At 61.8% G+C, this 13,539-nt stretch carries 15 protein-coding genes; 12 read left to right on the top strand and 3 right to left on the bottom strand.

Annotation, left to right across the window (positions count from 1 at the left end; translation table 11 throughout):
* Window positions 1-50 precede the first annotated feature (50 nt).
* The 12 genes from fleN (at window position 51) to TU74_RS06945 (ending at window position 10,832) form a co-directional block, all read left to right on the top strand.
* A complete protein-coding gene (gene fleN / locus TU74_RS07000; protein WP_047275920.1) occupies window positions 51-884 on the top strand; it encodes a flagellar synthesis regulator FleN in 834 nt (277 codons plus the stop codon).
* Window positions 881-1,621, top strand: coding sequence for an RNA polymerase sigma factor FliA (gene fliA / locus TU74_RS06995; protein WP_047275918.1), 741 nt, complete (start codon window positions 881-883; stop codon window positions 1,619-1,621). Before fleN ends, fliA begins: the two co-directional genes overlap by 4 nt.
* A 207-nt stretch (window positions 1,622-1,828) precedes the next feature.
* Window positions 1,829-2,200: a chemotaxis response regulator CheY gene (locus TU74_RS06990; RefSeq protein ID WP_162199707.1), complete on the top strand. Its 372-nt coding sequence runs from the start codon at window positions 1,829-1,831 to the stop codon at window positions 2,198-2,200.
* 21 nt (window positions 2,201-2,221) lie between these two features.
* Window positions 2,222-3,010, top strand: a complete 789-nt coding sequence (locus tag TU74_RS06985; protein WP_047275915.1) for a protein phosphatase CheZ — start codon at window positions 2,222-2,224, stop codon at window positions 3,008-3,010.
* A gap of 11 nt (window positions 3,011-3,021) precedes the next feature.
* The gene (locus TU74_RS06980; RefSeq protein ID WP_048375730.1) at window positions 3,022-5,268 is read left to right on the top strand and encodes a chemotaxis protein CheA; all 2,247 of its coding nucleotides are present in this window, start codon (window positions 3,022-3,024) and stop codon (window positions 5,266-5,268) included.
* 49 nt (window positions 5,269-5,317) lie between these two features.
* The gene (locus TU74_RS06975) at window positions 5,318-6,463 is read left to right on the top strand and encodes a protein-glutamate methylesterase/protein-glutamine glutaminase (RefSeq protein WP_047275911.1); all 1,146 of its coding nucleotides are present in this window, start codon (window positions 5,318-5,320) and stop codon (window positions 6,461-6,463) included.
* Window positions 6,463-7,203 (top strand): flagellar motor protein, encoded by a 741-nt coding sequence (locus TU74_RS06970; protein ID WP_047276173.1) that lies wholly within the window; start codon window positions 6,463-6,465, stop codon window positions 7,201-7,203. Before TU74_RS06975 ends, TU74_RS06970 begins: the two co-directional genes overlap by 1 nt.
* 15 nt (window positions 7,204-7,218) lie before the next feature.
* Complete coding sequence (gene motD / locus TU74_RS06965; protein ID WP_048375727.1) at window positions 7,219-8,109, top strand: flagellar motor protein MotD; 891 nt, start codon at window positions 7,219-7,221, stop codon at window positions 8,107-8,109.
* Between the two features lie 51 nt (window positions 8,110-8,160).
* The gene (locus TU74_RS06960) at window positions 8,161-8,949 is read left to right on the top strand and encodes a ParA family protein (protein ID WP_047276175.1); all 789 of its coding nucleotides are present in this window, start codon (window positions 8,161-8,163) and stop codon (window positions 8,947-8,949) included.
* 84 nt (window positions 8,950-9,033) lie between these two features.
* Complete coding sequence (locus TU74_RS06955; protein ID WP_047294496.1) at window positions 9,034-9,876, top strand: CheW domain-containing protein; 843 nt, start codon at window positions 9,034-9,036, stop codon at window positions 9,874-9,876.
* A gap of 80 nt (window positions 9,877-9,956) precedes the next feature.
* Window positions 9,957-10,439, top strand: coding sequence for a chemotaxis protein CheW (locus TU74_RS06950; protein ID WP_047275901.1), 483 nt, complete (start codon window positions 9,957-9,959; stop codon window positions 10,437-10,439).
* Complete coding sequence (locus tag TU74_RS06945; protein WP_047275900.1) at window positions 10,440-10,832, top strand: DUF2802 domain-containing protein; 393 nt, start codon at window positions 10,440-10,442, stop codon at window positions 10,830-10,832.
* 39 nt (window positions 10,833-10,871) lie between these two features.
* Here TU74_RS06945 and idi read toward each other — a convergent pair whose 3' ends face one another.
* From idi to fliK, 3 genes are read right to left on the bottom strand one after another with little or no spacing between them, the layout of a single operon-like run.
* The gene (idi, locus tag TU74_RS06940) at window positions 10,872-11,447 is read right to left on the bottom strand and encodes an isopentenyl-diphosphate Delta-isomerase (protein ID WP_047294493.1); all 576 of its coding nucleotides are present in this window, start codon (window positions 11,445-11,447) and stop codon (window positions 10,872-10,874) included.
* An 18-nt stretch (window positions 11,448-11,465) separates the two neighbouring features.
* Complete coding sequence (locus TU74_RS06935; RefSeq protein ID WP_047275897.1) at window positions 11,466-11,783, bottom strand: EscU/YscU/HrcU family type III secretion system export apparatus switch protein; 318 nt, start codon at window positions 11,781-11,783, stop codon at window positions 11,466-11,468.
* Window positions 11,780-13,351 (bottom strand): flagellar hook-length control protein FliK, encoded by a 1,572-nt coding sequence (gene fliK, locus TU74_RS06930; RefSeq protein ID WP_048375723.1) that lies wholly within the window; start codon window positions 13,349-13,351, stop codon window positions 11,780-11,782. The genes TU74_RS06935 and fliK overlap by 4 nt, the downstream gene beginning before the upstream one ends.
* Between the last annotated feature and the right edge of the window lie 188 nt (window positions 13,352-13,539).

Here is a 13,539-nt window from a genome sequence, read left to right as displayed (position 1 = left end):
GCAGCCAGCCTCTGTAGCCGCGTCTAAGTAAGACAAGGTAAAGAAAGATCATGGGCAGCATGCATCCCGTACAGGTGATCGCAGTGACCGGCGGCAAGGGTGGCGTCGGTAAAACTAACGTTTCAGTCAACTTGTCGCTGGCTCTTGCCGAGCTGGGCAGACGAGTGATGTTACTGGACGCTGACCTGGGGTTGGCGAACGTCGACGTACTGCTGGGGCTGACCCCCAAATACACCCTGGCCGATGTGGTCGAGGGCCGTTGCGAGCTGCGCGATGTGCTGCTGCCTGGGCCCGGCGGGATTCGCATCGTGCCCGCGGCGTCGGGCACCCAAAGCATGGTTCACCTGAGCCCGGCCCAGCATGCGGGGCTGATTCAGGCCTTCAGCGAGATCGGTGACAACCTGGACGTGCTGGTGATCGACACCGCCGCCGGGATTGGCGAATCGGTGGTCAGCTTTGTGCGCGCCGCGCAGGAAGTGCTGCTGGTGGTGTGCGACGAACCGACCTCGATCACCGATGCGTATGCGTTGATCAAGTTGCTGAACCGCGATTACGGCATGAACCGCTTCCGGGTGTTGGCCAACATGGCCCAGAGCCCGCAGGAAGGGCGCAACCTGTTCGCCAAGCTGACCAAAGTCACCGACCGTTTTCTGGACGTCGCCCTGCAATACGTAGGCGCCGTGCCGTACGACGAATGTGTGCGCAAGGCAGTGCAAAAGCAGCGCGCCGTGTACGAAGCGTTCCCGCGCTCCAAATGCTCGCTGGCGTTCAAGGCCATTGCACAGAAAGTTGACACCTGGCCATTGCCTGCCAATCCCCGTGGGCACCTGGAGTTCTTTGTTGAGCGTCTGGTGCAGCAAACCAATGTAGGTACGTCTCCATGACAGCAAGCGGCTATCGCATGTACAGCAAGTCATCGCGCGACAGCCAGTACGAGCTGATCGAACGCTACGCCCCTTTGGTCAAACGCATTGCGTACCACCTGCTGGCGCGTCTGCCGGCCAGTGTGCAGGTTGAAGACTTGATTCAGGCCGGGATGATCGGCCTGCTCGAAGTGTCGACCAAATACGACGCCAGCAAAGGTGCAAGTTTCGAAACCTACGCGGGTATTCGTATCCGTGGCGCGATGCTTGATGAAGTGCGAAAGGGCGACTGGGCTCCCCGCTCGGTCCACCGCAATACGCGCATGGTCAGCGACGCAATTCGGGCAATTGAAGCAAAAACCGGCTGTGACGCTAAAGATCACGAAGTTGCGGCCGAACTCAATTTAAGCCTTGATGATTATTACGCCATTTTGAATGACACCCTGGGCAGCCGCCTGTTCAGCTTCGACGACCTGTTGCAGGACGGCGAGCATGAAGGGCTGCACGAGGACGGCGCCAGTGCTCACCTTGAGCCGTCGCGCGACCTGGAAGACGAACGTTTTCAGGGCGCGTTGGCCGAGGCCATTGCCAACTTGCCGGAACGCGAGCGGCTGGTGCTGGCGCTGTACTACGACGAAGAACTCAACCTCAAGGAAATCGGTGAGGTGCTGGGCGTGAGCGAGTCGCGTGTCAGCCAGTTACACAGCCAGTGTGCCGCGCGTTTGCGCGGGCGCCTGGCGGAATGGCGAGCGCGCTGAGACGCCGCCGTCCACACGATTGACCCCCTGTAGCCGCTGCCGCAGGCTGCGATAAGGCCGCAAGACCTTCTGTCACAGACGGTCGCTGCATCCGCGTCGCAGTCGGTGGTGGCGGCTACAGGGTTAAGGTTTACTGAATTGATTGAATGGCGCGCCCAGGTGCTGGACGCGTTTTAAGACTGCTTGGAGGTCGAATTGGACAAGAATATGAAAATCCTCATCGTTGATGATTTTTCGACGATGCGGCGGATCATTAAAAACCTGCTGCGTGACCTGGGGTTCACCAACACCGTTGAGGCCGACGATGGCACCACGGCGATACCGATCCTCAATCAAGGTCATATCGACTTTCTGGTGACTGACTGGAACATGCCGGGCATGACCGGCATCGATCTGCTGCGCCACGTGCGCGCGGATGAAAAACTCAAGCACATGCCCGTGCTGATGGTGACGGCCGAAGCCAAGCGCGAGCAAATCATCGAAGCGGCGCAAGCCGGTGTTAACGGCTATGTCGTCAAACCGTTCACTGCGTTGGCACTCAAAGAGAAGATCGAAAAAATCTTCGAACGCATCGGTTGATCGACTCGCCACGGGGGCGTTATGGAGCATAAAGAGGCTAGCCAGGGCGATTTTGAATCGACCTTGAAAAAACATGCTCGCGAGTTGGTCGACAGCCTTGAAAAAGGCCAGTTTGGCGACGCCGTGCAGCTGATTCACGAATTGAACCAGACGCGCGACCGGGGCCTGTACCGCGAAGTCGGCAAGCTGACGCGCGAGCTGCACAGTGCAATCGTCAACTTCCACATTGACCCGCACATGCCGCAAGCCGAAGAAGTGTCGCAGATCACGGATGCCACGGAACGTTTGTCGTATGTTGTGCGCTTAACGGAAGCGGCGGCCAACCGCACCATGGACCTGGTGGAGAACAGCACGCCCGTGGTCAATGGCTTGGGCGCTGAAGCCAAAACCTTGAGCGCAGAGTGGGGGCGTTTCATGCGTCGCGAGCTCAGTGCCGAGGAGTTTCGGGATCTGGCACGTCGGGTTGACGGTTTTCTGACGCGTAGCGAAGAAGAAAGCCACGTGGTCGCCGCCAACCTGAACGACATTTTGCTGGCTCAGGATTACCAGGACCTCACCGGTCAGGTGATCAAGCGGGTCACGCAGCTGGTGACTGAAGTTGAAAGCAATCTGCTCAAACTGGTGTTGATGGCCAGTCAGGTTGACCGTTTCGCAGGGATCGAGCATGACCGCGAAGCACTGCGGGCAGAAAATAATCCGCAAAAAAACCTGGCGCAGGGTGAAGGTCCGCAGATTCATGCCGATAAGCGTGATGACGTCGTGTCCGGTCAGGACGATGTAGACGATTTGCTTTCAAGTCTTGGATTCTAAGGAGCACGTACATGAGCTTCGGCGCCGATGAAGAAATCCTTCAGGATTTCCTGGTTGAAGCCGGCGAAATTCTAGAGCAGTTGTCCGAGCAACTGGTCGAGCTGGAAAGCCGACCGGATGATGCCGACCTGCTCAATGCAATTTTTCGCGGTTTTCACACTGTAAAAGGGGGCGCCGGCTTCCTCCAGCTCAACGAGCTGGTGGAGTGCTGTCACATCGCCGAGAACGTGTTCGACATCCTGCGCAAGGGTGAGCGACACGTCGATTCGGAGCTGATGGACGTGATCCTGGAAGCGCTGGACGCGGTCAACGGCATGTTCAGTGAAGTGCGCGAGCGCGCACCGATCACCGCCGCGACGCCGGAGTTGCTGGCTGCCCTGGCGCGCCTGGCCGAGCCCGCAGCGGCACCCGCCGCCCCGGAGCCCGTGGCCGTGGCGCCTGCGCCAGAACCGGTGGCCGCAGACAGCGGTGACATCACCGATAACGAATTCGAGCTGTTGCTGGACTCGCTCAATGCGGTCAAGGCGCAAGCGGCAGCGGGCGGGGCGGCGACGCCTGTGGCCACGCCTGAGCAGGCGGCGACATCCGCCCCGGGCAGCGACGATATTTCTGACGCCGAGTTTGAGTCCCTGCTGGACCAATTGCACGGCAAAGGCCAGTTTGCGCCGGACGCCGTGGCTGCGACGCCCGCTGCTCAACCGGTGGAACCGGCCGCGCCCGCCAGCAACGAAATCACCGACGACGAATTCGAAGCCTTGCTCGATCAGTTGCACGGTAAAGGGTCGTTCAGTGCCGATGCACTGGATGCCTCTGCCCCTGCGGCACCAGCGGCACCAGCGGCTGCCGCGCCGGCTGATGCGGCACCGGGCAACCCGGACCACATCACCGACCACGAATTTGAATCGTTGCTCGACGAGTTGCACGGCAAAGGCACGTTCACGCAAGTCCCTGCCCAGCCGGCTGCGACCAAGCCCGCGCCAGCGCCTGCAGCGGCCGCCGCCGTGGCAAGCAAGCCTGAACCGGCAGCGCGCCCGGTCGCCCCGGCCCGCGCTGTAGCGGCCCACCCGGACAAACCGGCGGCTTCGGAAGCAGAAACCACGGTGCGGGTCGACACGGCGCGCCTGGACGACATCATGAACATGGTCGGCGAGTTGGTACTGGTGCGTAACCGTCTGGTGCGCCTGGGCCTCAACAGCAATGACGAAGCCATGTCCAAGGCAGTGTCCAACCTCGACGTGGTGACCGCCGACCTGCAAACCGCGGTGATGAAGACCCGGATGCAGCCGATCAAGAAAGTGTTCGGCCGTTTCCCGCGGCTGGTTCGCGATCTGGCGCGTCAGCTCAAGAAAGAAATCACCCTTGAGCTGGTGGGCGAAGAAACCGACCTGGACAAGAACCTGGTCGAGGCCCTGGCCGACCCGCTGGTCCACTTGGTGCGCAACGCGGTCGACCACGGTTGTGAAACCCCGGAAGAACGCGAAGCGGCAGGCAAGTCCCGTTGCGGCAAGGTGATCCTCTCGGCCGAACAGGAAGGCGACCACATCCTGCTGTCCATCTCCGATGACGGCAAAGGCATGGACGCCAATATTCTGCGCGGCATTGCCGTGAAGAAAGGCCTGATGGACAAGGACGCCGCCGATCGCCTGAGCGAGTCCGACTGTTACAACCTGATTTTTGCGCCGGGCTTCTCGACCAAAACCGAGATTTCCGACGTGTCGGGCCGTGGCGTGGGCATGGACGTGGTGAAAACCAAAATCGCCCAGCTCAACGGCTCGCTGAACATCTATTCGACCCTGGGCCAGGGCTCGAAGATTGTGATCAAGGTGCCGCTGACCCTGGCGATTATGCCGACCCTGATGGTGATGTTGGGCAATCAGGCGTTCGCCTTCCCGCTGGTCAACGTGAACGAGATTTTCCACCTCGACCTGTCGCGCACCAATGTGGTGGACGGCCAGGAAGTGGTGATCGTGCGCGACAAGGCGCTGCCGTTGTTCTACCTCAAGCGCTGGCTGGTGGCTTCGGCTGCCCACGAAGAGCAGCGTGAAGGGCATGTGGTGATTCTGTCGGTGGGCACGCAGCGCATCGGTTTCGTGGTCGATCAGTTGGTCGGTCAGGAAGAAGTGGTCATCAAACCGTTGGGCAAAATGCTCCAGGGCACGCCGGGCATGTCGGGCGCCACCATTACCGGTGATGGCCGTATTGCCTTGATTCTGGATGTGCCGAGCATGCTCAAACGCTACGCCGCACGGCGTATTTGATTCTGGTGGAGCGGGGCGGTTGCGTCCCGCGCCGCCTAACGGAGTGTTTATGGTAGTCAAGGTCCTGGTGGTGGATGATTCTGGTTTTTTCCGCCGCCGCGTCTCGGAGATTCTGTCCGCTGACCCGACGATTCAAGTGATCGGCACCGCCACCAATGGCAAAGAGGCGATTGATCAGGCGCTGGCGCTCAAGCCGGACGTGATCACCATGGACTACGAGATGCCGATGATGGACGGCATTACCGCCGTGCGTCACATCATGCAAAAGTGTCCGACCCCGGTGTTGATGTTCTCTTCCCTGACCCACGAAGGTGCCCGCGTCACGCTGGATGCACTGGACGCCGGGGCCGTGGATTTCCTGCCGAAAAACTTCGAAGACATTTCGCGCAACCCCGATAAGGTCAAGCAACTGCTGTGCGAGAAGGTGCACACCATCTCGCGCAGCAACCGCCGTTTTTCCAGTTACAGCGCACCCCAGCCGCACACCCCGACGCCCGCGCCGCGCCCGTCGGTCAGCGGTTTTGCGCCAGCGGGCACGCCTGCCACCCCGGCACCGACCCGCACCACGCCGATTGCCAGCCGCAGTGCGCCCGCCCCGGCGGCCACCGCGAACTCGCCAGCGCCCAAGCGCAAAGCCTACAAACTGGTGGCGATTGGCACCTCCACGGGTGGGCCGGTGGCCTTGCAGCGGGTATTGACCCAGTTGCCAGCCAATTTCCCGGCGCCCATCGTGCTGGTGCAGCACATGCCTGCGGCGTTCACCAAGGCGTTTGCCGAGCGGTTGGACAAGCTGTGCCGCATCAGTGTGAAAGAAGCCGAAGACGGCGACATCCTGCGTCCGGGCCTGGCGCTGCTGGCGCCGGGGGGCAAGCAAATGATGATCGACGGGCGTGGCGCGGTACGTATCCTGCCGGGCGATGAGCGTCTGAACTACAAACCGTGTGTGGACATCACCTTCGGTTCAGCGGCCAAGTCCTACGGCGACAAAGTGCTGGCGGTGGTGTTGACCGGCATGGGCGCCGATGGCCGCGAAGGCGCGCGCCTGCTCAAGCAGGGCGGCAGCAACGTCTGGGCGCAGGACGAGGCCAGTTGTGTGATCTACGGCATGCCCATGGCCATCGTCAAAGCCAACCTGGCGGACGCGGTGTACAGCCTGGATGACATCGGCAAGCACCTGGTCGAGGCGTGTCACTGATGGATGTACTGAGCCTGATCGGCATCATCATGGCCTTCGTGGCCATCATCGGCGGTAATTACCTTGAAGGCGGTCACCTAGGCGCGCTGGCCAATGGCCCGGCGGCCCTGATCGTGCTGGGTGGCACCATCGGCGCCGCGTTGTTGCAGTCGCCGCTGAGCGCGTTCAAGCGCGCCATGCACACCGTGGTGTGGATCTTCTTCCCGCCGCGCATTGACCTGGCGGGCGGCGTGGACCGCGTCGTCAACTGGAGCCTCACCGCGCGCAAGGAAGGCCTGCTGGGCCTGGAAGGCGTGGCAGATGCCGAACCCGACGATTATTCGCGCAAAGGCTTGCAGTTGCTGGTGGACGGCGCCGAGCCCGAAGCGATTCGCAGCATTCTGGAAGTCGATTTCATGACCCAGGAAAGCCGCGATATCGAAGCCGCGAAAGTGTTCGAAAGCATGGGCGGCTATGCGCCGACCATCGGCATCATCGGTGCGGTGATGGGCTTGATCCATGTGATGGGCAACCTGGCCGACCCGACCCAGTTGGGCAGCGGCATCGCGGTGGCCTTTGTCGCCACCATCTATGGCGTGGCCAGTGCCAACCTGATTCTGTTGCCCATTGCCAGCAAGCTGAAGTCGATTGCCATGCGCCAGTCGCGTTACCGCGAAATGTTGCTCGAAGGCATCCTGTCGATCGCCGAAGGTGAGAACCCGCGTTCCATTGAGTTGAAGCTTCAGGGCTTCATGGATTAATGGAGAGTTTGCGCTATGTCCCGTCGCCGTCGGCAGCCTGAAGAACACGTCAATCACGAGCGCTGGCTGGTGTCCTACGCGGACTTCATCACCTTGTTGTTCGCGTTTTTTGTGGTCATGTACTCGATCTCATCGATCAACGAAGGCAAGTACAAAATCATCTCCCAGGCGCTGGTGGGGGTGTTTAACGACGCCGAACGCACGCTCAAGCCCATCCCCATTGGTGAAGAGCGGCCATTGACCATCCAGCCGGCCAAGCCCCTGGTCAAAGACAGCGACCAGACGGACGCCGGGCTGGGGCAGATCACCCGCGATCCGCTGAAAACCATCGCCGATGACATCACCCAGGCGTTTGGCGACCTGATTGCGTCCAACCAGTTGACCGTGCGCGGCAATGAGCTGTGGGTCGAGATCGAACTCAACTCCAGCCTGCTGTTTGGCAGCGGCGATGCGATGCCCAGCGACGTGGCGTTCAGCATCATCGACAAGGTGGCGGCGATCCTCAAACCGTTCGATAACCCGATTCACGTCGAAGGCTTCACCGACGACTTGCCGATCCGCACGGCGCAGTACCCCACCAACTGGGAACTGTCGTCGGCCCGTTCGGCGAGCATCGTGCGCATGCTGGCCATGCAAGGGGTCAACCCGGCCCGCATGGCGTCGGTGGGCTATGGCGAGTTTCAGCCGGTGGCCAATAACGCCACCCCCGAAGGCCGTGCGCTGAACCGGCGGGTGGTGTTGGTGGTCTCGCGCAACCTGGATGTGCGCCGTAGCCTGACCGGTACCGGAACCGCGCATGCAACGCCCGATGCGGCCTTGAAGCGGGCTGGCACACAAACTGCACCGCCGGTATCAACGCCGTCGGTTCGCGGGAATGCCGTCAATTCTCCGTCGCCGGCCCTTTAACTGAATGCCAATTCTCGGCCAGGGCGTTTTGCCGCCGGGAGGAACACGCTAATGAGAGTCTGGGCAGTAGCCAATCAAAAAGGTGGCGTCGGTAAGACCACCACATCCATTGCACTGGCCGGTTTGCTGGCCGAGGCGGGCAAGCGCGTGGTGGTGGTCGATCTGGACCCCCACGGCTCGATGACCAGCTACTTCGGTTATGACCCCGATGCCCTTGAGCACAGCAATTATGACCTGTTCCTGCACAAGGGGCAGGTGCCTGAAGGCTTGCCGGGGCAACTGTTGCTGCCCACCAGCAATGACCATATTTCCCTGCTGCCGTCGAGCACGGCGCTGGCCACGCTGGAGCGTCAGTCGCCGGGCCAGAGCGGCCTCGGTCTGGTGATCGCCCGCGCGCTGGCGCAGCTGTGGCAAGACTACGATTACGCGATCATCGACAGCCCGCCGTTGTTGGGCGTGTTGATGGTCAATGCGCTGGCGGCCAGCCAGCAGTTGGTGATCCCGGTGCAGACCGAGCATTTGGCGGTCAAGGGCCTGGAGCGCATGGTCAACACGCTGGCGATGATTAACCGCTCGCGCAAGCAAGAGCTGCCGTTCAGCATCGTCCCGACCTTGTTCGACCGCCGCACCCAGGCGTCCATGAGCACGTTGCGGGTGTTGCGCGATCTGTACCCCGACACCATCTGGCAAGGCTATATCCCCGTGGACACGCGCTTGCGCGATGCGAGCCGGGCGGGTCTTGCGCCGTCGCAATTCGATCCCAAGAGTCGGGGCGTGGTGGCCTATCGCGCCTTGCTCAAGCACCTGCTCAGCCGCCAGCTGTCGCCGCAGGTGGCCTGAGGTGCGCATGCATTCAAGTAACAAAGTAATACGGCCGATAACCTTCAAAGGCCACGCGAGCGAGTACGGGATGTGGGTCACGTTATGAAGCAACCTGTAATGATTCCTACGCGTCCGCAATTGGCATTGCAGTCGTACCTCGACGGTTTGTTGCAAGAGGCCACGCAAGAGCTGTTGTGGGTCGAGCCCGAGCCAGAGCCGATCGCGCCGTTGCCCGTGGCCGAACCGGTTGAACTCGATGACTTTGCCGCCGCCGTGCTCGAAGAGCAGGTGCGCGATGCGGTGGTGGTGCCTGCGGTGGTGGTGCCGTTGCGTGCGCCGGACGTCGTGCCCGCCGAGGCGGCGAGTGTGGCCGACACGCCCGACGCCGTGGCCCAGCCGTTGGTGCAGGTGCACCTGCCCGCTACGCCGGGCGGTCAGGCGCCCGTGCACAGCGACGGGCGCCCGGCCTGGGCCGCCGAGCCCTTCGAGTGCCTGTTGTTCGATGTGGCCGGGCTGACCTTGGCCGTGCCGCTGGTGTGCCTGGGTTCGATTTATTCGCTGGCCGGGCGTGAGTTGACGCCACTATTTGGCCAGCCGGACTGGTTTCTCGGCATTCTGCCGAGCCAGAGTGGCAACCTCAAAGTGCTCGATACGGCGCGCTGGGTGATGCCCGACCGCTACCGCGACGATTTCCGCGAAGGCTTGCAGTACGTGATATCGGTTCAGGGCTACGAATGGGGGCTGGCGGTGCATCAGGTCAGCCGTTCGTTGCGCCTGGACCCCAGTGAAATCAAATGGCGCACGCAGCGTGGCCAGCGGCCATGGCTGGCGGGCACCGTGATCGAACACATGTGCGCGCTGCTGGATGTGGCCGAACTGGCCGAGCTGATCGCCAGTGGTGCGGTCAAGCACATGAGCAAGGCGGCGTCCGTGCCACAGACGTAACACAACATAACGACCGGGCCCATGGCGCGGTCAGACAGCACACTCGCCGCTTAAGCGGTATTTAGTCAGGGGTTTGGGGTATGAATCAGTCAAGTGCAAAGGCGTCGTCCGAAGATCCGATCCTGCAATGGGTTACCTTCAAGCTGGACAACGAGTCCTACGGCATCAACGTGATGCAGGTGCAGGAAGTGTTGCGCTACACCGAAATCGCACCTGTGCCGGGTGCGCCTTCCTACGTGTTGGGCATCATCAACCTGCGCGGCAACGTGGTGACGGTCATTGACACCCGCCAGCGTTTCGGCCTGATGAACGCCGACATCACGGACAACACGCGCATTGTCATCATTGAAGCCGACAAGCAAGTGGTCGGGATTCTGGTCGACAGCGTGGCGGAAGTGGTTTACCTGCGCCAGTCTGAAATCGAAACGGCGCCGAACGTCGGCAACGAAGAGTCCGCCAAGTTTATCCAGGGCGTGTGCAACAAAAACAACGAACTGTTGATTTTGGTTGAGCTGGACAAAATGATGAGCGAAGAAGAATGGTCGGACCTGGAGAACATCTGATTGATGCTTGAGGTGGCGGTAATAGTCCTGGGCCTGTTGTGGGGGCTGACGGTGTGGATGTTCGTGTCCTACGTTCGCAGCCAGCGCCTGATCGCGGCGCAACAGGCCGCGGGGGATGCGCTGCGTGATCAGCGCATCAAGGAGCTGGGGCGGCGGCTGGACACCTACCAGAATGGCAGCGTGCAAATGGGTGAAGACTTGCATGAACTGCGTGCGGTGGTGGCACCGTTGCCCGAGAAACTCACCCAGCTGGAACAGCGCGACCCGACCAGTCTGTCGTTTTCCCAGGCGGCGCGCCTGGTGGGCATGGGCGCCAGCATCGACGAACTGACCGAGTCCTGCGGCTTGACCCAGGCCGAAGCCGAGCTGATGAGCAAGATGCACAAAGGCTAATAAGCACCCGTGTGGCTTGACCCTGGCCGGGGCAGGCCCTCAGGGGGTGTTGTCAGGCAGCCCCTCCAGTGCGCGCGCCTTCAGCGTGTCCAGGTGTGCACCGGGTTGTTCAAGAATGGCGTGGAACCACGCCGTAAAGGCGTGCGGCTGGTGGGTCAGTTGCGCGGCCAGCACTGAGGTATCGACCCATTTCCAGTCCTGCGCTTCAGCGGGGTCGGGGTGCGGTGGGCCATCAAAGCGACCCACATACAGGTGGTCGAATTCATGCTCGATCAAGTCGTTGGAGACCTGTGCCCGGTAGGTCAACGTACCGGCTGCATACAACGAACAGGTAAACCCCATCTCTTCCTGCAATCGACGCCGCGCTGCACGCAGGGTTGACTCGCCGGGCCGCGGATGACCGCAGCAGGTGTTGGTCCATAAACCGCCGGAGTGGTATTTGCCGGTGGCCCGTTGTTGCAGCATCAGTTCGCCCCGGGCGTTGAACACAAAGATAGAAAAAGCACGGTGCAACAGCCCCTCTCGATGCACGGGCATTTTCAGGCCGGTGCCGATCGCGCGGTCCTGCGCATCCACCAGAATCAAGGTTTCCTCAGGGGATGACGGCATGTTCATGGCTGGCGTCCTGTGGGCTTACCTGGGGGTCACATCCCGCTCTTGCGGTTGTGGATTAGGGTCGAAGTCTGCCGGGAATTTGCCTTTGAGTTGCCAGGCAAAGGCGATGATTTCGGCCAGCGTGCGGTACAGCTCTTGCGGGATGCTGTCCCCTAGCTCCATGCGCGCCAGCAGTTTCACCAGTTCGGCATTCTCGTAAATCGGGACGTCATACTCACGGGCGAGGGTGAGGATGGCTTCGGCCAGTTCGTCGTCGCCCTTGGCGGTGAGGGTCGGTGCCTGTTTGCCGTCGTATTTGAGGGCAATGGCCTGACGCGGCGGGTTGGGTGTGCTCATGCGGTTTCGTCCACCCAGCGTTGTTCCAGCGGCTTGTGGTTGCCCTCGGGCGGTGTGCCCTGATGGCAGTCGAGGTCGGTCACGCTCAGGCCGGCGTCGTTCAGGCGCTGACGCAAGAGGCCGAGCTGGCTGTCGATCAGGTCGGCGGTGAAGGCGTGTTGCGCCCAGAGCTGCCCTGACAGGGTGCCGCGCAACAGTTGCGCCTGCACGTGCAGCGGCCCGAGCGGAGCTAGGTCGAAGGCGAGTTCCACGCGCCACAGCGGGTCTTTGACTTCGCGGGTCTCGCGCTTTTCTTCGGGTGCCTGTTCAGGCGGGTCTTCGCGCTGGAATTTCACTTGCAACGGCACGATGTCGTGGGCGTTGCGCAGGGGGATTTCCAGCTGCCAGGTGGTCAGGACGCCGCCGTCGGGCGTGCGACCGCTTTGTTCCAGGCTGGACAGCTGATGGCTTTGCAGGCGGGAAATGGCCGCCGCTGCCAGTTTTAACAGGCTTTCGAGGTTGTCTTCGCCCTCTGCGCTTTGCAGGGTGCGGCCGGGCAGCGGGAAGCCGCCCGGTTGGGGCTTGGCGCTGACCTGACCGAGCATGCCCAGGGCGTTGCGCACGAACGTGGGCATGGCTTGCGCCTGAGCGCTGGCGGCCACGCCGGGGTTGAATGCGCTACTGGCCGCCACGCCCGGCGTGATCTGGGCAATCAGGCGCAGCAACGTGGCTTTGAGGTCAGGGGCCAGGTGGTGTGCTTGGCCACCCAACAGCTTGGCCTCCAGAAACGCGCCGCTGTTGAGCAGGGCATCGCTCAAGCCTTTGGGGGTGCTCAACTGCGCGGGGGTGGGCAGGCCCGCCAGCAGTTTGTCGATGGACGCTCGCAGGTCGGCCGGCAACGTGGCGTCCGGCGGCAGCGCTCGCAAGGCGTTCAGCAGCCCTTCGAGCGAGCCCTGCGCGCGTTGTTGTGTGACCAGTTGTTGCGCAATCGCCAGTTGATCCTGTCGCCCGCTCAAGGGGACGAACTGCAGGCTTTGCTCACCTTGTACCTGGGCTGTGAGCAGACTACCGATGCGCAAGGGCTGCGGGCTATCCAGTGCCAGGGTGGTGCCGCTCAGCGCGGTGTTGAGCAGGGTCACCAGGGAGCGGTAGAGCGCCGGTTGGCCCGTGGTTTGCGGCACGAGCTGGGTGGTCAGCACTTTGCCTTGCAGCAAGGTGCCGACGGGCAGTTGCCCGGTGTCGAGGCGGGTGAGGGTGGCGACACTGCTGCTCAGTGCCTGCTGCACGCTGATGGCCAGGCTGCCGGAGGTCGGTTGGGTGACGGCCAGTTGCGTGCCTTGCGGCAATGGGAACGGGCTGTTGGCTTGCACGTGGGTTTGGCGCCCGCCCGCCAGCGTCAGTTTGAGCAGCAGTTGAAACGCCAGGTCGTCCTGCTTGAGCGACAGCACTTCGGCCTTGGCGCTCTGACCGGGGCCAATCAAGCCATCGAGGGGTTGCAACAATTTCAGCAGCTCGCCGCCGACCACGCCTGCGCGCGCACCGTTTGTGACGGCGGGTGGGAGCGGAGGAATATTCATGTCGCCTTTCATCGTTACAACCTGTCGAAATTGCCCTCTTTAGAGTAGGACATGGCATGTATAATGCCGCCCCGTCGTTCAGAGGGCAGCAAAACTTCAAAATTGTTTGATCCAGCTCTCTGAAACAGGCCGCAAATGCATTTATCCTGCATCACTTTAACGGCCGCGCCTGAGCCGACTTGAACCGTGAAGGCCTCAAT

The organism is Pseudomonas lundensis (genome assembly GCF_001042985.1).
In the GTDB taxonomy this organism is placed as follows: domain Bacteria; phylum Pseudomonadota; class Gammaproteobacteria; order Pseudomonadales; family Pseudomonadaceae; genus Aquipseudomonas; species Aquipseudomonas lundensis.
This window is presented reverse-complemented; position numbering and strand designations above follow the sequence as displayed.